Genomic DNA, 19,541 nt, shown 5'->3' on the forward strand with positions numbered 1-19,541 from the left:
GACGACCGCGAGCAGGCGTCCGCCCGGCGGATCCCCCTAAGCGGCGTGTTCTTCCTCATCTCCGGCTGCCCGCAGTTCAGCGGCCCGGGATTCAGCGCCCTGCAGTTCGTTGCCCCGGAGTTCAGCGCCCAGGGATTCCGGTCCCTGCAGTTCCGGGGCGGCGAGTGAACGCGGTGTGACCTGCACAGCCGGTGGGGTGGCCAGGCCGCTGGTGTCCAAGGCATTGAGTTTCCGGGCCGTGGGAAGCACCCGCGCCTCCAGCGTGCCGACCATCGCGTTGTAGCGGTCCACCGAGGTTTTCAGCGAGGATCCCAGCTTGCCGATGTTGTCTCCGAGGGTGCCCATCCGCTCGTACAGCTGCCGGGCAAGTTCGAAGAGCTCCCGGGCGCTGTCCGTGAGGACGTCCTGGCGCCACGTAAACGCCACGGACTTGAGCACCGCGAGCAGCGTGCCGGGGGAGGCCAGCACCACGTTCCTGGAGAGTGCGTGGTCCAGGAGGGCCGGGTCGGCGGACAGCGCGGCGGCGAGGATGGACTCGGCGGGGACAAAACAGATCACCAGTTCCGGCGAGTTCCCGGAGATGTCCCAGTACTTCTTGGTGCTGAGGGCGTCCACGTGGGTCTTCAGTGCTTTGGCGTGTGCCGCCAGGAGGTTCTGCCGCGCAGTCTGGCTGAGCCCGGGCTTGTCATGGGCTGACTGTCCCAGCTCCTGCGCCTCGAGGTAGGCGGACAGCGGTACCTTGGCGTCGACCACGAGCTGCTTGTCGCCCGGCAGCTGGACCACAAGGTCCGGGCGGACCGTGGCCTCGGCCCCTGAAGTGCCGTGCTGCTGCTCGTGGAAGTCCACGTGCCGCATCATGCCGGCCGCCTCCACGACCCGCCGCAGCTGCACCTCACCCCACTGGCCGCGCGCGCTGTTTGACCTGAGCGCGGACTCAAGGGCATGGGTGGACCGCATCAGCTGCTCGTCGGTGAGGCGGGCTTCCTGCAGCTGCTGCGCCAGCTGGCCATACTGTTCAAGCCGGTCCCGTTCCAAAAGGGATACCTGCTGCTGCACCGCAGTCAGCTTTTCGGCCACCGGGGCCAGGGCCCGGAGGACGCTGGCGTCCTGCTCACGTGACATGCCCAGGTCCCGGTTCTGGGCGGACAGCAGCTTCCGCTCGGCATCCGCGGCAGCAAACTGGGCGCTCATTTCCGAAAGCCGCGCCGAAACGCCGTCGAAATCCGCTTCCAGGGCGCTGCTGCGGCGGCGCAACACCACATACACCGCGCCCGCGCCGGACACGGCGCCCAGCAACAGCATCAACAAGGCCAGAATTACTGCAAAAGGTTCCATGCCTTCACTGTGGCACGGGGCTGTGACATTTATTGGAAGGGCAACACCCGCCGCGAGGCAGGGGAAGCGAGGCCGGGGAAGCGGGGCAGGGCAAGCGACGCGGACGCAGGCTGCCGGCGGGGGAGGGCGGCACGGGGTGTGGGGGCCGAACAGGTAGAATAAATGTCCGTGGCTCTTACTATTGGCATCGTCGGACTGCCCAATGTCGGCAAATCAACACTTTTCAACGCACTGACCCGCAACCAGGTCCTGGCCGCGAACTATCCGTTCGCAACCATCGAACCCAATGTCGGCGTCGTGAACCTGCCCGACCCCAGGCTGCAGCAGCTGGCCGGGATCTTCGGCTCGCAGCGCGTACTGCCCGCGGCAGTCTCCTTCGTCGACATCGCCGGCATCGTCAAGGGCGCCTCCGAAGGGGAGGGCCTGGGGAACCAGTTCCTCGCCAACATCCGTGAAGCGGAAGCCATCGCCGAGGTGGTGCGCGTCTTCGATGACCCGGACGTCATCCACGTCGACGGCAAGGTCGACCCCCGCTCGGATATGGAAACCATTCATACCGAGCTGATCCTCGCCGATCTGCAGACCATCGAGAAGGCCATTCCCCGGATCGAAAAAGAGGTCAAGATCAAGAAACGGGAGGCCGCCGAGCTCGCTGCCATCAAGGCCGCACAGGTGGTGCTGGAGCGTGGCGACACCATCTACTCCTCCATCGAGAGCGACAAGCTGGAGATGGAGCACCTCAAAGAGCTCAGCCTTCTGACGGCCAAGCCCTTCATCTACGTCTTCAACGCGGACGAAGGCATCCTCGGCAGCGAGGAGAAGCAGGCCGAGCTGCGTGCCATGGTTGCACCCGCCGACTGCATCTTCCTTGACGCGAAGCTCGAGGCCGACCTCGTCGAGCTGGACGAGGCTGAGGCGCGTGAAATGCTCGAGATGAACGGGCAGGACGAATCCGGACTGGACCAGCTGGCCCGCGTCGGATTCCACACGCTGGGCCTGCAGACCTACCTCACGGCCGGACCCAAGGAAGCCCGTGCGTGGACCATCCGCCAGGGTGACACCGCCCCGCAGGCAGCCGGCGTGATCCACTCGGACTTCCAGCGTGGCTTCATCAAGGCGGAGATTGTCTCCTTCGAGGACCTCATCGACGCCGGTTCCATGGCAGAAGCAAAGTCCCGCGGCAAGGTCCGCATCGAAGGCAAGGAATACGTCATGGCCGACGGCGACGTGGTGGAGTTCCGCTTCAACGTCTGACCGAGTTCCGATGCAATCCCGTGAATCGGAGCGTCTCCGCAGGCCAGCGGACGTGGGGCTCCGGAAACCGAACTTGCCGGAGATTGGCTCGTGGGAGGGCCTAGCTCTGGCCTTCCTCGTGCTGGTCACTCCGCGGAGCTTGATGGCGAGCTAGGGGTACGTGCGCGCAGGTTGACCTATGTAGGCGGCGATGCCGAGCGGATTGCAGTGAGATCTCCCCAGAGCCGCTTTTCTGACGAGCTTCGGTGGGCGAGACACTGAGAGAGGATCAAACAATGCCGTCCATCGACTCCCGCGCACGGGTCTGGGAACGCATCGGTGTCGAACGAGGCGTTGTCGAGCGACTGGATGTCGCCTCGTCGCCCGTGCTGGCGCAAGGTTCAGTCAAGTTTGGGAGGCTGACTGCGCTCACGGGAGTCCACGGCGCGGGGAAGAGTTACCTCCTGTCAGCGGTTGCTGAGGGTTTACCCGGGTGGCAAACAAAAACCAATCTACCCATTGAGACAACGGGCCATGAGGCGGAATTCAGCGGTGACTATGCGCTGGCGCTTAGGACGGGAAGCCCGGCCGACCTCGTTAACTTTTCTCGACCGATCCACTGGAGACATCGTCGTGACTACGACGCGTCGTTGCAGCCTTTGGTTGCAACGCGGCTTACGCCGTTTACGGCTCTTAGTGACCTTTCCTATTTCTCCCAGAACTGGATGCCCACCCGTCCGAGTGAGCCGCTCGAAGTTGCAGACCTTAAGCGATCGCAAGTCGACGCACTGCAGGCGATTACCGGCCACACGTACGAGTCGGTGGCGTATGGTCACTTCGAAGAGAATGATCAATATTTTCCTTACTTCCGTGTTATGCGCAGTTCGCACGAAACGGAAGTTTGGACAATGAGCGCGTCGGAGTTCTGGGTCCATTACGTTATATGGCATCTGCGATCGGCGGACGAAAACGAGGTCGTCCTGATAGATGAGCCGGAGACATTTCTCGCGCAGCCGGGCCACCGCGGGTTCGTCGACGAGATCGCGCGCCTAGCTCTCGAGACGGGGTGTCAGGTCATTCTCGCGACGCATTCGGAAGTGATGATCCGCCGTCTACCCGCGGAGGTCGTTCGGCAGGTGTCAGGCACCGCTAGCGGCGCCGTGATATCAGAGGTAGCACATACGGAAGCGCTGCTGCGGACTCTTGGACGGGCTCGCGCACCACTTTCTCTGCTCGTGTTCGTTGAAGATGACATGGCTCGCAAGATCGTTCATTTCTTTCTTGGTTGCTACGCGCCGGACCGAGCAGCACAAGTGGATGTAATCGACAGCGGCGGCAAAGACGAAGTCGTGCGGGGGGTGAACATTGCCGGCCGATCTCGGCAGCTCCGGACGGTCGGAGTGCTGGACGGAGATCAGCGCGATCGTTATGCCGACGAAAAGCTTCTCTTCCTCCCTGGGGTGATGGCACCTGAATTGCTCCTGCTGGAAGTCCTTCGTTGTCGTGATCATGACGCGGCTGCTGGACTCGGCGCGACGACTCCTGATCTTCATATCGCGATTGATGCTGCCCGGTTCGTGCCGCATCAGCGGGTGTTTGAAGTTATGAGCGAAGTCCTCGTTTCTTCCACTCCGGACGATTTAGTACGGGTCGCGCTGTCCATGTGGCTAGAGGATGGCAGTACGGCGGCCGCCGCCCGTCGGTTGGTTGAGCAGATGCTCACACTTGTCGCGCATGACCACTGACAGCGAGGCTCGCCGCGCAATCCTGAAACTTCCGCGTCACGGTCGTGAGGCATCGAGCTTCGCCGGGCTTTGACGAGATCGATACCGTGGAGTCGGCGAGCCGCACTTCGGGCCTGCGCAAGTCAACGACAGTGGGGTTGGACGCGGGGAGACGTGATTTGCCTTGCGGGGCCATGGCGAGGGTTCGCTTCGGCATCTGACTCGGACCCGGCATTGGCCCCCGGCGGCATCCGGTGCTCCAGCGGAGCCGTACCAGTCGCGGCCCGCCCCTATTGCCGGGGAAGGGGGATGGGCTAAGGTGGGCCCATGTCGCGGTTCAGCTTCTTGGGGTGGCCGGTGGTACGGCAATTCGCGTCCGGGGATCCACTCGGCCGCGGTGAAGCCGTGACGTCGCCCAAGACCCGCGGGATTACGCCGCGGACTTCGACCGCGGACCGGGTGGTCCAGAGCGTCTGCCCCTACTGCGCCGTCGGATGCGGCCAGCGTGTCTTCGTCAAGGACGAGAAAGTCGTCCAGATCGAAGGCGATCCGGATTCACCGATTTCCCGGGGGAGGCTCTGCCCCAAAGGCTCGGCCAGCGAGCAGCTGGTCAACGCCCCAGGCAGGCAGACAAAGGTGCTCTACCGGGCACCCCACGCCAAGGACTGGCAGCAGCTGGACCTGGAAACCGCCATCGAAATGGTTGCCGACAGATTCCTCGAGGCACGCCGGAACAAGTGGCAGCAGAACGATGACCAAGGGCGGCCACTGCGCCGCACCATGGGCATTGCAGGCCTCGGCGGGGCAACTCTGGACAATGAAGAGAACTACCTGATCAAGAAGCTCTTCACTGCCGCCGGAGCCATCCAGCTGGAGAATCAGGCCCGCATTTGACACTCCGCCACGGTTCCCAGTTTGGGAACTTCATTTGGGCGGGGCGGCGCCACACAATCGCTCCAAGACATGGCCAACGCCGACTGCATCGTCATTCAGGGCTCGAACATGGCCGAATGCCACCCCGTCGGCTACCAGTGGGTGACGGAGGCCAAAGCCCGGGGCGCAAAGGTTATCCATGTGGACCCGCGGTTCACGCGCACCAGTGCCGTGGCCGACAAACATGTGCCCATCCGCGCCGGTTCGGACGTCGTGCTGCTTGGCGCCCTGATCAACTACGTGATCAGCAACGAGCTGTGGTTCAAGGAGTATGTGCTCGCCTACACCAACGCGGCAACGTTGGTGGGTGAAGACTTCCGAGACACTGAGGACCTGGACGGACTGTTCTCGGGATTCGACCCCGAAACCGGGCAGTACGACCTCTCTTCCTGGGCCTATGAGCGCAAGGAGGGGGCGGAATCAGGCGGCGGGCACGAACACGGCGCGGATACCTCGGCCCGGGCAGCCGGCCACCAATACGGCAGTGGCGGCCCGACGCTGGAAAACCCCAGGTTCGAACATGACTACACGCTGGAGCACCCGCGGAGCGTGTTCCAGATCCTCAAGCGGCACTATGCGCGCTACACCCCTGAGATGGTCCGTGAGGCCTGCGGCATTTCCCCCGAGGATTTCGACTACCTCGCCCGGGCCATCACGGAGAACTCCGGAAGGGACCGGACCACCTGCTTCGCGTACGCCGTCGGGTGGACGCAGCACACGCTGGGCGCCCAGTTCATCCGGACCGCGGCGATCCTGCAATTGCTGCTCGGCAACGTGGGACGGCCCGGCGGGGGCGTGATGGCGTTGCGCGGCCATGCCAGCATCCAGGGGTCCACCGACATCCCGACCCTGTTCAACCTGCTGCCGGGTTACCTCCCGATGCCCAAGGCCGCGATGGAGACGCTGGAGCAATACCTGGAGGGCATTTCCTCGCCGAGCCAGAAGGGATACTGGGCCGCCGCCGACACCTACACCATCAGCCTGCTCAAGGCATGGTGGGGCGACGCAGCCAATGAGGAGTCGGAATGGGGCTACCAGTATCTGCCCAGGATCACCGGAGGACATGGCACGTATGAGACGGTCATGAGCATGCTCGACGGCGACGTCGAGGGCTACTTCCTCTTCGGCCAGAACCCAGCCGTCGGGTCGGCCCACGGCCGCATGCAGCGGCTGGGCATGTCCCACTTGAAATGGCTGGTCGTGCGGGACCTGAGCCTGATCGAATCAGCTACGTGGTGGAAGGACGGTCCGGAGATCGCCTCGGGCGAACTCAAGACCGAGGACATAGCCACCGAGGTCTTCTTCATGCCGGCAGCCACCCACGTGGAGAAATCCGGTTCCTTCACCCAGACGCAGCGGATGCTCCAGTGGCGCCATCAGGCTGTCCAGCCGCCGGGCGACTGCCAGAGCGAACTCGAGTTCTTCTATGAACTGGGCAAGCGCATCCGCGCGAAGCTGGCGGACTCGACCGATGAGCGGGACCGGCCCCTGCTGGACCTGACGTGGGACTATCCCGTCGATGAACATGGCGAGCCCGACGGCGAGGCGGTGCTCGCGGAAATCAACGGCATGCACCTGACCGGGCCGCAGGCCGGGAAGCCTCTCTCCTCCTACACGGAGATGCGCGCCGACGGCTCGACGTCGGGCGGTTGCTGGATCTACACCGGGGTCTACGCGGACGGCATCAACCATGCCGCCGACCGGAAACCGGCGCAGGAGCAGGGCCAGGTGGCCCCCGAATGGGGCTGGGTGTGGCCCGCGAACCGGAGGATTCTCTACAACCGTGCATCCGCGGACCCCGACGGCAAACCGTGGAGCGAACGTAAGAAGTACATCTGGTGGGACCCGGAGCAGAACCGGTGGACCGGAGAGGACGTGCCGGACTTCCCCGTGGAGCGCGCACCCGGGTCCCGTCCGGATGTCGACGCCGGAGGTGCCGAGGCGCTCGCCGGCGACGATGCGTTCATCATGCAATCGGACGGCAAGGCATGGCTGTTTGCCCCGAAGGGCATGGTGGACGGGCCCCTGCCGACGCACTACGAGCCCCAGGAGTCCCCAATCGCCAACCCGCTGTACCGGCAGCAGCAGAACCCCGCCCGGCTGACGTTCCCGCGCGCGGACAACCTCAGCGCACCCAGTGCAGGCGAGCGCGGGTCCGAGGTCTACCCGTACGTCTTCACCACGTACCGCCTGACCGAGCATCACACCGCCGGCGGTATGAGTCGATGGCTGCCTTACCTCGCCGAGCTCCAACCGGAGATGTTCTGCGAAGTGTCCCCGGCGCTGGCGGCCGAACGGGGATTGGAGCCCTACGGGTGGGCCACCATCATCTCGCCCCGTTCGGCGATCGAGGCCAGGGTGCTGGTGACAGACCGTGTGAAACCCCTGATTGTGAGCGGGCGGACTTTCCACCAGATCGGATTGCCCTACCACTGGGGCGTCGGGCAGGACGCCGTGGTTTCCGGCGACGCCGCCAATGACCTGCTCGGCGTGACCCTCGATCCGAACGTGCAGATCCAGGAATCCAAGGCCGGGTCCTGCGACATCGTCCCGGGGCGGCGGCCGCGCGGCGCCGCGCTCCTCTCGCTGATCGCTGAATACCAGACCCGTGCAGGGGTGACGCCGGAAACCGGGAACCAGAAAGTTACCGGTCCCGGCCGGGCAACGGGCCACGGGACGAAGGAGGAGAACTGAATGAACCAGCTGACCGAATCTCCGGATCACGTCAGGCACACCGGGCATCCCCGGAAGGGCTTCTTCACCGACACCTCAATCTGCATCGGGTGCAAGGCCTGCGAGGTGGCCTGCAAGGAATGGAACCGCAACCCCTCCGACTCGGAGTACGAGCTGCTTGAGTCTTCCTACGACAACACCGGGTCGCTCGGAGCGGACACATGGCGGCACGTCGCGTTCATCGAGCAAGACCGGGAGCAGATCGGCCGGGCCCGCGAATCCGGCCGGGCCCTTGTCAGTCTTGGCATGCCCGGCTTCGGCCCACCTGGGCAACATAAGGCGTCGGCTCTGGCCGGAGCGGACACCACGCCCCCGGACACCCCCGACTTCAGGTGGCTGATGTCCTCCGATGTGTGCAAGCACTGCACCAACGCCGGGTGCCTCGACGTCTGTCCCACTGGTGCCCTGTTCCGCACCGAGCACGGAACCGTCGTCGTCCAGGACGATGTGTGCAACGGCTGCGGAACCTGCGTGGCAGGGTGCCCGTTCGGAGTGATCGAGCGGCGCCGTAACGGCACGGTAGGGACGAAGACCGAGCGCGACTTCACTCCCGGGGAACAGGCCCCGACACGCAACGTCGGCGTCGCCCAGAAGTGCACGCTGTGCTACGACCGGATTGTTGACGGCCAGACCCCCGCATGCGCCCAGACCTGCCCCACCACGTCGATCAAGTACGGCGAGCGCGAGACCATGGTGGCCACCGCGAAGGAACGGGTGGCCGAACTGCATGCGCAGGGGCTGACGGAGGCGCGGCTCTACGGAGCCAATGATTCCGACGGCGTCGGCGGCACCGGGTCCGTCTTCCTGCTGCTGGACGAACCCGAGGTGTACGGACTGCCGCCGGACCCCCGAGTGCCCACGGCGGACCTGCCGCGCATGTTCAAGCGGGCGGGCATTGCCGCCGCCGGTATGCTGGCCGCCGCCACCGCGGCTTTCCTGGTGGGAGGCCGCGCTTGACGGTCTCCGACTTCGACGAGTACCGCCCGCCAGAACCGCCGCGCGGGCGCAAAGGCCATGGCAAGCGCCGCCGCGCCGGGACAGGCGGCGGCCGCGGCGAAGAGCCGATGGTCCCCGAGGCGGAGTTCACTTCCTATTACGGCCGGCCGATCGTCAAGCCGCCGCCGTGGGGAGACCCGATAGCCGTGTATCTCTTCCTGGGGGGAGTGGCCGGCGGCTCGGCTCTGCTGGGCGTCGGCGGGCAGGTGACAGGCAACCAGGTGCTGTGCCGCAACAGCCGGCTGGCCGCGCTCGCCGCCGTCGGGCTGGGCGCCGTGGCGCTCGTGGAGGACCTGGGCCGCCCCGAGCGGTTCCTCAACATGCTCCGCACGATCAAGCTCACATCGCCGATGAGCCTGGGCTCGTGGGTTCTGACGGCGTTCAGCGCCGGTGTCGGAGTGTCAGCCGTTTCCGAGATCGACCGGATGACCGGCTCGCGGCTGCCGCTCGGGCCGCTGCGCCGGCTGCTGCGGGGGCTTGAGGGTCCGGCGGGGGTGGAAGCCGCAGTGTTCGCGGCCCCGCTGTCCGTCTACACCGCCGTCCTGCTGTCGGATACCGCGAACCCCACCTGGAACGCCGCCCGGGAGGATTTGCCGTTCGTCTTCGTCAGTTCTGCAAGCCTCGCTGCGGCGGGCCTGGCCATGATCACTACCCCGGTGAAAGAGGCCGGGCCGGCCCGGGCACTGGCGGTGCTCGGCGTCGCCGGCGATTTGATCGCCACCCGGGTCATGGAGAAGAACATGGACCCGGTCGCGGCGGAGCCCCTGCACCTGGGCGGACCGGGGCGGATGCTGGCCTGGAGTGAGGGGCTGGCGGTGGCCGGCGGCGTCGGTGCTCTCCTCGGCGGCAGGCACAGGCTCACCGCGGCAGTGTCGGGGGTGGCGCTGCTCGGCGCTTCGGCCCTGACCCGGTTCGGGATATTGCGTGCCGGTATCCGCTCCACGGAGAACCCCCGCTACACCGTCGAACCGCAGAAGAACCGGCTCGCTGCCCGCCGGCGGGCAGGCGTGGTGCACGATTCGATCACGACCGCAGAGTGAGCCGCTAGCGCACCTCGATTCCCGGGCCCTCCGTCGTGTAGCCCACGACGGGGTGCCCGGGGAGTTCGCCCACTACGAGCAAGCCGCCGGAGGTCTGGGCGTCGGCGAGCGCCAGCAGGTTCTCCTCGGAGACTCCGGGCCCCGGCCGGAGATGGGGACGGACCCAGTCCAGGTTGCGCCGCGTCCCGCCCGAGACGAAGCCGTCCCGCAGCGCTTCCCGGGCACCGGAGACCAGCGGCACCGCGCTTTGGTCGATGACCGCGCCCACGCCGGAGGCCCGGCACATCTTGTAGAGATGGCCCAGCAGGCCAAAACCGGTGACATCCGTCGCGGCCCGGAGGCCGCGCTGCACCGCTGCCCCGGCGGCCTCCCGGTTCAGTTGCACCATCGTCGCGACGGCCTCGTCGAATACCTCGCCGGTTTGCTTATGCCGGTTATTCAGGAAACCCAGGCCGATCGGTTTGGTCAGTGTGAGCGGCAGCCCGGGCCGGGCGGCATCGTTGCGAAGCAGCTTGCCGGGGTCCGCGATGCCGGTCACCGCCATTCCGTATTTGGGCTCCGGGTCATCAACTGAGTGTCCTCCCGTCACCGGGCAGCCAGCTTCGGCGGCAACTGCCAGCCCGCCGCGCAGAACCTCGGCCAGCAGCTCCATCGGCAGCACTCCCCGCGGCCAGCCGACGAGATTGATGGCGCTGACCGGGCGCCCGCCCATGGCATAGATGTCGGAGAGAGCGTTCGCTGCCGCGATCCGGCCCCAGTCGTAGGCGTCATCGACCACTGGCGTGAAGAAATCCGCCGTCGAGAGCACCGCGAGGTCCTCACTAACCAGTACAGCGGAGGCATCATCGCCGCCGTCGAGCCCCACCAGAACGTCCGGGTGGGTCTGGCCGGCCAGGCCACGGACCACATCCTCGAGTTCCCCGGGGGGAATCTTGCAGGCACACCCTCCGCCATGCGCATAGCCGGTGAGCCGGACCGCTCCGGACTGTTCCTGATCTAGGGCCATGATCCCGTCCATGGCCCCCAGTCTAGGAGCCGAGGGCCCCGCTGCGAAGCGAAGCGAGCCAAGAGAGCGGCCAGGGGTCCCCGTGCGCGAAGCGTGCGGGGGAGGTTGCGAGCGGGGAGGCGACGACGACGCTAGGAGCCGAGGGCCCCACTGCGAAGCGAAGCGAGCCAAGAGAGCGGCCAGGGATTCCCGTGCGCGAAGCGTGCGGGGGAGGTTGCGAGCGGGGAGGCTACGACGACGCTGGGAGAGCCAGGCCGGTGTTAGCATCCTTTTTGGAGGCGTCTGGGTCCTGGTGGGCTCCCCGGTCTTCAAAACCGGTGAGACCGAGTAGCTCGGTCTGGCGGGTTCGATTCCCGTCCGCCTCCGCCAACTGCCGCAGCTGAAGGCGATCCAAAGGAGGACCGTGGGCAAAGTCGACCCGCGCAGATTTATTCCGCGCACCGACCGGCTGCTCGCGCACCCGGAGCTTCAATGTGCCCGGGGACGCCTTGGGGATGATGTGATCCGCTCCATCGTCCAGGAGATTCAAGACCTGGCGCGCTCCGGCGGGCTTGCGCCCGAGGAGGTCGAAGCGGAGGTCCTGGCCGCAGTATCGTCCCGCCAGGCCACCTCCCTGCGGCCGGTGCTCAACGCCACCGGCATCATCGTTCACACGAACCTGGGGCGCGCGCCGCTGTCGGGGTCCGCCCGGGCCGCTCTGCTCGCGGCGGCAGGTTATGTCGACGTCGAAATGGACTTGCCGTCCGGGACTCGCTCCAAACGCGGGACCGGCGCGCGTGAGGCACTGCTGCGCGCCTGTCCCGCTGCGGAGGATGCGCTGGCCGTGAACAACGGGGCGGCCGCCCTGCTGCTGGCCACCACCGTCCTGGCCGGCACCGGAGAGGTGATCATCAGCCGCGGGGAGCTCATCGAAATCGGCGCGGGCTTCAGGCTTCCCGAACTGATCGAATCCACCGGTGCCCGCCTGCGGGAAGTGGGCGCCACCAACCGCACGCACCTGCGCGATTACGAGTCCGCCATTGGAGAGCGGACCGGCTGCCTGCTCAAGGTTCATCCGAGCAATTTCCGGATCAGCGGCTTCACCTCCGGCGTTGGAGTCAGCGAACTCCGGTCTTTGGCCGATGAACACCAGGTCCCTTTGGTGGTGGATCTCGGCAGCGGCCTGCTCGCCCCGGATCCCGTGCTGCCTGAGGAGCCCGACATCGCCAGTGCGCTGGCATCCGGTGCCGACGTCGTTATCGCCAGCGGTGACAAACTCCTGGGCGGCCCGCAGGCGGGGCTTCTGCTGGGCCGCGCCGAAGTCATTGCCAGGCTGGCGCGCCATCCACTGGCCCGGGCCCTGCGGGCCGACAAACTGGCGCTGGCCGCGCTGGAAGCGACCCTCTCCGGAGAGGCGCCGCCGGTGACTGCCGCCCTCCACGCAGATCCGGTGCGCCTCCGCGAGCGCACGGAGGCGCTCGCGGAGGCTGTGGGCGGCGCCGTCATCGAGCACGACGGCAGGGTCGGCGGCGGGGGAGCGCCGGGCGTGCCCTTGCCCGGCTGGGCCGTCCGGCTCCCGGAGAACATGGCCCGGTGGCTGCGTACGGGCACTCCCGCGGTGCTGCCCCGGGTCCACAGCGGCGCCTGCCTGGTGGATCTGCGCTGCATCCCGGAGGACGACGACGAACGGCTGGCCGGCGCTGTGAAGTCAGCTCTGGCGCATGCTCTGGCGCATGCCGCCGAACCGCTCGGAACCGAAGGTAACTAAGGATGTTCGTGGTGGCCACCGCCGGGCACGTCGATCACGGCAAGAGCACCCTGGTGCGCGCGCTGACAGGGATGGAGCCTGACCGGTGGGCGGAGGAGCGCCGCCGCGGACTGACGATCGACCTGGGGTTCGCATGGACCAGGCTGGCCTCGGGCAAGGATGTGGCCTTTGTAGACGTCCCAGGGCATGAACGGTTCCTCGGCAACATGCTGGCCGGGCTGGGGCCGGCGCCTGCCGTGTGTTTCGTCGTCGCTGCTGATGAAGGCTGGCAGGCCCAGTCCAGCGACCACCGCGATGCCATCGCGGCGTTGGGGATCAGCCACGGGATCGTGGTGCTGACCCGCAGCGACCGTGCACCGGGCGGCGTGGACGAGGTACTCGCGCGGGTGCGGGCGGAGCTCGCGGGCACCGGGCTGCGCGATGCGCCCGCCGTCACCGTGTCCGCGGTCCAGGGGACCGGCCTTGGCGAACTGCGCAGCGCACTGGATGACATGCTCATGTCCCTGCCCGAACCCGAGCCGGACGCCCGCATCCGGTTATGGATCGACCGGTCGTTCACCATCGGTGGCGCCGGAACGGTCGTAACGGGAACCCTGACGGCCGGCACGCTCGCCCAGGGCGACCGTTTGCTGCTTCTCGGCCATGACGCCGCCCGGCCGGTATCGGTGCGCGCGCTGCACAGCCGCAACCAGGCCGCTGACTCCATCGGTCCCAGCAGCCGTGTCGCCGTGAACCTGCGCTCCGGGCTGTCCGCTGATACCATCCATCGCGGTGACGTGCTCCTCACCGGGGACAGCTGGACCGTGGTGGATGCCATTGACGTCCGGCGCACCACGGGTGCCCCTTTTACAGACGCACCAGGACAACTGCTCGTCCACATCGGCACCGCTGCCGTGCCGGCCAGGATGCGCCCGTTCGAGGCGGACCACGCCCGCCTGACCCTCGACCGCCGGCTTCCCCTCGAACTGGGCGACCGTCTGGTGCTGCGGGCCACCGGAAGCAGGTCGGTCCTGGCCGGAGCGCAAATTCTCGACGTCGAACCGCCCGCGCTCAAGCGCCGCGGCGACAGCAGCCGGCGGGCTGGTGTCCTCGCCGCCATGTCGCCGGGCGGGGACGCGCTGACGGAAGTCGCCCGCCGGGGCGCGGTCCGGGTCGAACAACTGCGCCGCATGGGTGTTTCCGGTCTGGCCCGGGTACCGGACGGAGTAAAGGCCTTCGGCGACTGGTGGGTGCACGAACCGGTCCTCGACGCGTGGCGGCGGCGGCTGCGCAGCGCCGTCGAGCAACTGGGCGAGCAGGACCCATTGGCGGCAGGGCTTTCCAGCGGGGCTGCCCGGGACCTGATCGGACCGGCCGGCGGCGTGCTGCTGGAAGCGGTGGTCCGGGAAGCGGGACTCGAGCAACGGGCGGGCTTCATCATGCTCCCGGGGCAGCGCCCGGGCCTTGGCGCCGCCGAGGCCGGAATCGCTGCACTGGAAAACCGGCTGAAGATTGCGCCGTTCGCGGCCCCCGAAGCCCACGAGCTGAATGCCCTCGGCCTGGGCGCCCGCGAACTGGCGGCAGCTGAGCGCAGCGGCCGCCTGCTGAGGCTCGGCGAGGGCGTGGTCCTGCTGCCACGGGCACCTGCCCTGGCCATGCGCGAGCTCGCAGCCCTGCCACAGCCGTTCACCACGAGTGAGGCAAGGAAAGCGCTGGGTACCACCCGGCGGGTCGCGATCCCGTTACTGGAGTACCTCGACAGCCGCGGGTGGACCCGGCGGCTGGACGCGGCCCGTCGCACCGTCGCCTGAAAACTGGACGCGGGGCCGGGCGGACGCGCGCGCAGCCTGACCTACTCAGTGATTGAGTATTAACGGCAAAAAGCCCAGATCCTTTGGCTGGGGGCTTTTTCTGCGATTGATGCTTCTACCCTCCGGGCAACATGGCGTCAAGGAAAAACGGTGCGGACTTTTCGCACGGCAACAGCTTGGTTGCATCTCGATAACAACCTTTACTGAGGGACAACTTTCGGACCGCGTGCGCTGCGTTCGGGTCTAGGCTACTTGTCATGTGAGACTCGCCACATCTCACTGGGGGGATGTAGCGTGTCTGGCCGGCGCCCACAGCGAAGGTCTTTTCCACACTCAAAGAAACATAGGAGGCGGAATGCGATTCAGTCGTATTTCCAAAGCAGTAGGCGTTGCAGCCGCGGCTGCACTGGCGCTCAGCGCCTGCGCGAGCACGAATGGCGGGACAACCCCGTCGAGCAATGCGGCCGGCAAGCAGGGGGGAACAGCCACTGTAGTTGAGGTCAACGCGTTCAACACGTTCAACCCCAACACGGCCGACGGCAACACTGACATCAACTCGAAGGTCAGCTACGCCACACACTCCGGGTTCTACTACATCGACAACCAGCTGAACATCGTGCACAACGACAAGTTCGGCAAGATGGAAAAGACGTCCGACGATCCGCTGACCGTCAAATACACCATCAACGAAGGCGTTAAATGGTCTGACGGCACTCCCGTCACCGCCGCGGACCTGCTCCTGCAGTGGGCAGCGTTCTCCGGGTACTACAACGATGCCGATGCCGAGGGCAAGGCGGGAACGTCCTACTTCTCCTACGCCGGTGACCCCACCGGCCTGGCGCTCACCGATTTCCCCGAAATCGGTGACGACAACCGCTCCATGACCATCAAGTACTCCAAGCCGTTCGCGGACTGGGAGATCGCACTTGGCGGACCCGGCATTGACATCCCGGCGCACGTCCTGGCCAAGAAGGCCGGCCTGGCCGATACCCAGGCTTTCATCGACCACCTTAAGGCCATGCCGCGCGGCGACGCGAAGGCGCCCAAGGCCGCCGATGCCAAGCTCAAGGCCATGTCCGACATGTGGAACACGGGCTTTGACTCCAAGACCCTGCCGAGCGACCCGAGCCTGTTCCTCTCCAACGGCCCGTTCGTTGTCCAGAGCATCAACCAGGACCAGTCCCTGACCATGGTCCGCAACAAGGACTACAACTGGGGGCCCGAGCCCAAGCTGGATGAGATCACCGTCCGCTACATCGGTTCTTCCCCGGCCCAGGTCCAGGCGCTGAAGAACGGCGAGGCCGACATCATCGCCCCGCAGGCTTCGGCGGACACCCTCGAACAGCTCAAGGCACTCGAGAGCCAGGGCGTCACGGTGGAGCAGGGCAACCAGCTCTCCTACGACCACATCGACCTGAACTACTCGGGCCCCTTCGCCGAAAAGAGTGTCCGCGAGGCATTCATGCTGACGGTTCCGCGCAAGGACATCGTGGACAAGATCATCAAGAAGCTCGACCCCGAGGCGAAGCCCCTGGACTCGCAGCTGTTCGTTCCCGCGCAGCCGGCCTACGAGACGTCCGTGCAGGAGAACGGCTCCTCGAAGTACCAGGACGCCGATGTTGACGCTGCCAAGAAGCTCCTGAACGGTGCCACCCCCGAGGTCCGCATCATGTACAACAAGGACAACCCCAACCGCGTGGACGCGTTCTCGCTGATCCGCGAGTCGGCAACCAAGGCCGGCTTCAAGATTGTCGACGGCGGACTGGGCGCCTCTGACTGGGGCAAGGCCCTCGGCAAGGGCGGCTACGACGCCACGATCTTCGGCTGGATCAACCCCGGTGTCGGCGTCTCCGGCGTGCCGCAGATCTTCCGCACCGGCAACGGCTCCAACTTCAACAAGTTCAGCGACCCTGAAGCCGACAAGCTGATGGACGAACTGATTGTGACCACGGACCGCAGCAAGCAGGATGAGCTGACCAAGCAGATCGACAAGAAGATCTGGGATTCCGCCTACGGACTCCCGCTGTTCCAGTCCGTCGGTGTTGACGCCTACAGCGACCGCATCACGGGCGTGAAGTTCATGCCGAACCAGACGGGCGTGTGGTGGAACTTCTGGGAGTGGGCCGAAAAGTAAGCCCGCGCTACGAAGCAGCACAAGCTAGTTGAGGCGCCGGGACCATGCACCACGGTCCCGGCGCCTTGCAGCGCCATTTCCCGGCAGTGCCTGTGTTGGCAGCACAAACAGTCGGCACGGCCAACCCTGCGACCGGCCCGGGCAATCCCTGGGCCCGAATCCTGAGGTTCTATCACAATGGTGACCTACATAGTCCGGCGGCTAGTCACCGCCGCACTCATCCTTTTGGGCGCTTCGTTCCTGGTGTATCTGCTGACCGCAGCATCGGGCGATCCGCTTGCAGAGTTCCGCGCCAGCAGCGCACCCAACAAGCAGCAGCTCATGGACTCGAGGTCCGCGCTGCTGGACCTCGACACACCCGCGCCAGTGCGCTACTTCAAGTGGCTCGGCGGGGCGGCCCAGTGCCTCGTGCCCTTCGCCGGCTCCTGCGATCTGGGCAAGAACATCGCCGGGCAGCCCATCACGGACGCCCTGGGCCATGCTCTCATCCAGACACTGACACTGGTCACCGGGGCCACGATCCTGGCCATCCTCGTGGGCATCACGCTGGGCATCATCACTGCCCTGCGCCAGTACAGCACGCTGGATTACGGCGTGACCTTCATGGCCTTCCTCTTCTTTTCCCTCCCGATCTTCTGGGTCGCCGTCCTGCTTAAGGAATTCGGCGCCATCGGCTTCAACAACTTCCTCCGAAACCCGGAGATCCCCCTGCCCGTCTCCCTCGGCACCGGTGCCGTCCTCGGCGCTGTGGCCGTGGTCGTGGCCGGCGGCGATGCGCGGCGCCGGGCGCTGACCGGCGGCGTCGTGTTCGCCGTCGTCGCTGCCGTTCTCATCTACTTCTCGGTGACCCAGTGGTTCAAGACGCCGGGCCTGGGACCCGTGGTCATCGCCATCGCCGGGGTGGGCATAGCCTTCGCTGTCACCCTGCTGACCGCAGGCCTGCGGAACCGCAAAGCCCTGCAGTCCGCCCTCATTGCCGTGGGCGCCGGGGTGGTTCTCTACTTTGTCATCCAGCCGCTGCTGAACCAGGCCACGTTCCTGATGATCGTCCTGCTGGGCATCGCGGCGGTTCTGGCAGGCATGGCCATCGGCTACTTCATGGGCGGCTACGACCGCGGCCAGTCCATGCGCGCGGCCGCCATCACGTCATTCCTCGTGGGCTTCCTCATCCTGCTCGACCGTTTCATGCAGGCATGGCCCGCGTACTTCAACAACAGCAGGGTCCGCGGACGGCCCATTGCCACCATCGGCGCCGGCACCCCGAACATCGAAGGCGATTTCTGGATCCTCGGCATCGATTCCTTTACCCACCTCATCCTCCCCACCACTGCCCTCATCCTCATCTCCCTGGCGGGCTACACGCGGTTCACCCGTGCCTCCATGCTGGAGATCATGAACATGGACTACATCCGCACGGCGCGGGCCAAGGGGCTTTCCGAGCGGACCGTCGTCATGCGCCACGCGTTCCGGAACGCCCTGATTCCGGTGGCCACAATCGTGGCGTTCGACATCGGCGGCCTGATCGGCGGCGCCGTCATCACCGAGACGGTGTTTTCCGTCCGGGGCATGGGGTTCCTGTTCCTCGACGGCATCCAGCACGTTGACCCGAACCCCGTCATGGGCGTGTTCATCTGTGTTGCCATCACGGCCATGGCGTTCAACCTCATCGCGGACCTCGCCTACTCCGCACTGGATCCACGAGTAAGGGTGAAAGCATGAGCCAGCCCAGCCAGCAGGATGAAATCATGGCAGAGCAGGCCGGCCTGCGGCAGGAAGCCGCCGGAGTCGAGCCTGTCACCGAAGCGCGGGGAATGAGCCAGGGCCAGATTGTCCGCAAGCGCTTCCTTGGCCATTCCGGCGCCATCGTCGGCCTGGTCGTCTTCGCCATCATCTTCGTCATGGCCTTCACTTCCGTGGGCTACGCCGGAATCCCGGGGTGGTGGAAGTACACCCACGAAGCCGTCTCGCCGCTGGCCAACAACGGAGCCCCCACCGCGTCGCTCTGGCCACTGGCCTGGGGTGAGCACCCCTTCGGCCAGGACCGGATCGGACGCGACCTGTTCGCCATGACCATGCGCGGCGCCCAGCAGTCCATCACCATCATGGTGGTCATCGGACTGATCGCAGGCCTGATCGGCGTGGTGGTCGGGGCACTGTCCGGCTACTTCCGGGGCTGGATGGAAGCGGTCCTGATGCGGCTCACCGACGTCATCATTATTGTCCCGGCCCTGCTCCTCGCCGCCGTCATGGCCCAGCTGGCCGGCCGGCGAGACGAAGGAAGCTGGTTCGCAGCCTTCGCCAGCAGCAACGGAGTCCTCGCCCTCGGCATCTTCCTGGGACTGATCAGCTGGGTGGGCCTGGCGAGGCTGATGCGCGGCGAGTTCCTGACCCTCCGGGAACGCGAATTCGTGGACGCGGCACGCATTTCCGGGGCGAGCAACGCACGGATCATTTTCAAGCACATCCTGCCTAACGCGGTGGGCGTGCTGATTGTCAATGTCACGCTGACGATGTCGGCGGCGATCCTGACCGAAACGGCCCTGAGCTACCTGGGCGTCGGCGTCAAGTCCCCGGACACCTCACTCGGCCTGCTCATCTCCCAGAACCAGGAAGCCTTCGCCACCCGCCCCTGGCTGTTCTGGTTCCCGGGCCTGTTCATCGTCCTCATCTGCCTCAGCATCAACTTCATCGGTGACGGCCTGCGGGACGCCTTCGATCCGCGGCAGAAGAAATTCAACGCCAAGAAGGCCAAGGACTCCGCTGCAGCCGTCCCGGAAGCGACGCCGGTGGCGGCCCTGGACACCACGGCTGAGGACCGCCGGGCCGCCGGCGGGGACAGGGGAGCCTGACATGCTGCCGCGAAGCCACGG

Annotated in this window: 12 protein-coding genes and 1 tRNA gene; 11 read left to right on the top strand and 2 right to left on the bottom strand. The window is 66.2% G+C overall.

What is annotated here, in order from left to right; all coding sequences use genetic code 11:
- Positions 1 to 36: 36 nt before the first annotated feature.
- Complete coding sequence (locus tag BWQ92_RS17220) at positions 37 to 1,335, bottom strand: DNA recombination protein RmuC (protein WP_076801480.1); 1,299 nt, start codon at positions 1,333 to 1,335, stop codon at positions 37 to 39.
- Positions 1,336 to 1,503: 168 nt separating this feature from the next.
- On the opposite strand from BWQ92_RS17220, the gene ychF reads away from it, so the two are divergent.
- The 5 genes from ychF to nrfD all read left to right on the top strand — a co-directional run bounded on the left by ychF (position 1,504) and on the right by nrfD (position 9,994).
- The gene (gene ychF, locus BWQ92_RS17225; protein WP_076803787.1) at positions 1,504 to 2,589 is read left to right on the top strand and encodes a redox-regulated ATPase YchF; all 1,086 of its coding nucleotides are present in this window, start codon (positions 1,504 to 1,506) and stop codon (positions 2,587 to 2,589) included.
- A 275-nt stretch (positions 2,590 to 2,864) separates the two neighbouring features.
- Positions 2,865 to 4,313 (top strand): hypothetical protein, encoded by a 1,449-nt coding sequence (locus tag BWQ92_RS17230; RefSeq protein ID WP_076801483.1) that lies wholly within the window; start codon positions 2,865 to 2,867, stop codon positions 4,311 to 4,313.
- Positions 4,314 to 4,619: 306 nt separating this feature from the next.
- A complete protein-coding gene (fdh, locus tag BWQ92_RS17240) occupies positions 4,620 to 7,919 on the top strand; it encodes a formate dehydrogenase (protein ID WP_236782992.1) in 3,300 nt (1,099 codons plus the stop codon).
- Entirely contained in the window at positions 7,920 to 8,915 is a 996-nt protein-coding gene (locus tag BWQ92_RS17245) for a 4Fe-4S dicluster domain-containing protein (RefSeq protein WP_076801490.1), read from the top strand.
- Positions 8,912 to 9,994 (top strand): NrfD/PsrC family molybdoenzyme membrane anchor subunit, encoded by a 1,083-nt coding sequence (gene nrfD / locus BWQ92_RS17250; RefSeq protein WP_076801492.1) that lies wholly within the window; start codon positions 8,912 to 8,914, stop codon positions 9,992 to 9,994. Before BWQ92_RS17245 ends, nrfD begins: the two co-directional genes overlap by 4 nt.
- A gap of 4 nt (positions 9,995 to 9,998) precedes the next feature.
- Here nrfD and selD read toward each other — a convergent pair whose 3' ends face one another.
- Positions 9,999 to 11,000: a selenide, water dikinase SelD gene (gene selD / locus BWQ92_RS17255; protein WP_076803788.1), complete on the bottom strand. Its 1,002-nt coding sequence runs from the start codon at positions 10,998 to 11,000 to the stop codon at positions 9,999 to 10,001.
- A 274-nt stretch (positions 11,001 to 11,274) separates the two neighbouring features.
- Between selD and BWQ92_RS17260 the strand changes: the two genes are divergently transcribed.
- The 6 genes from BWQ92_RS17260 (at position 11,275) to BWQ92_RS17285 (ending at position 19,520) form a co-directional block, all read left to right on the top strand.
- Positions 11,275 to 11,369 (top strand) — tRNA-Sec (locus tag BWQ92_RS17260).
- Between the two features lie 34 nt (positions 11,370 to 11,403).
- Entirely contained in the window at positions 11,404 to 12,747 is a 1,344-nt protein-coding gene (gene selA / locus BWQ92_RS17265; protein ID WP_076801494.1) for an L-seryl-tRNA(Sec) selenium transferase, read from the top strand.
- A 2-nt stretch (positions 12,748 to 12,749) separates the two neighbouring features.
- On the top strand, positions 12,750 to 14,537 hold the full coding sequence (gene selB, locus BWQ92_RS17270; RefSeq protein ID WP_076801496.1) for a selenocysteine-specific translation elongation factor: 1,788 nt from the start codon (positions 12,750 to 12,752) through the stop codon (positions 14,535 to 14,537).
- Between the two features lie 355 nt (positions 14,538 to 14,892).
- Complete coding sequence (locus BWQ92_RS17275; protein ID WP_076801499.1) at positions 14,893 to 16,671, top strand: ABC transporter family substrate-binding protein; 1,779 nt, start codon at positions 14,893 to 14,895, stop codon at positions 16,669 to 16,671.
- 177 nt (positions 16,672 to 16,848) lie between these two features.
- Positions 16,849 to 18,390: an ABC transporter permease gene (locus tag BWQ92_RS17280; RefSeq protein WP_076801501.1), complete on the top strand. Its 1,542-nt coding sequence runs from the start codon at positions 16,849 to 16,851 to the stop codon at positions 18,388 to 18,390.
- Positions 18,387 to 19,520, top strand: a complete 1,134-nt coding sequence (locus BWQ92_RS17285) for an ABC transporter permease (RefSeq protein WP_442856730.1) — start codon at positions 18,387 to 18,389, stop codon at positions 19,518 to 19,520. Before BWQ92_RS17280 ends, BWQ92_RS17285 begins: the two co-directional genes overlap by 4 nt.
- Positions 19,521 to 19,541 lie beyond the last annotated feature (21 nt).

Origin of the sequence: Arthrobacter sp. QXT-31, from assembly GCF_001969265.1 — a bacterium.
GTDB lineage: Bacteria > Actinomycetota > Actinomycetes > Actinomycetales > Micrococcaceae > Arthrobacter.

What these genes read in the sequence shown, in the direction of transcription:
- BWQ92_RS17275 (WP_076801499.1), top strand. Translation starts at nt 14,893, where the DNA reads ATGCGATTCAGTCGTATTTCCAAAGCAGTAGGCGTTGCAGCCGCGGCT.
- selD (WP_076803788.1), bottom strand. Translation starts at nt 11,000, where the DNA reads ATGGCCCTAGATCAGGAACAGTCCGGAGCGGTCCGGCTCACCGGCTAT.
- BWQ92_RS17230 (WP_076801483.1), top strand. Translation starts at nt 2,865, where the DNA reads ATGCCGTCCATCGACTCCCGCGCACGGGTCTGGGAACGCATCGGTGTC.
- BWQ92_RS17280 (WP_076801501.1), top strand. Translation starts at nt 16,849, where the DNA reads ATGGTGACCTACATAGTCCGGCGGCTAGTCACCGCCGCACTCATCCTT.
- BWQ92_RS17245 (WP_076801490.1), top strand. Translation starts at nt 7,920, where the DNA reads ATGAACCAGCTGACCGAATCTCCGGATCACGTCAGGCACACCGGGCAT.
- selB (WP_076801496.1), top strand. Translation starts at nt 12,750, where the DNA reads ATGTTCGTGGTGGCCACCGCCGGGCACGTCGATCACGGCAAGAGCACC.
- BWQ92_RS17220 (WP_076801480.1), bottom strand. Translation starts at nt 1,335, where the DNA reads ATGGAACCTTTTGCAGTAATTCTGGCCTTGTTGATGCTGTTGCTGGGC.
- BWQ92_RS17285 (WP_442856730.1), top strand. Translation starts at nt 18,387, where the DNA reads ATGAGCCAGCCCAGCCAGCAGGATGAAATCATGGCAGAGCAGGCCGGC.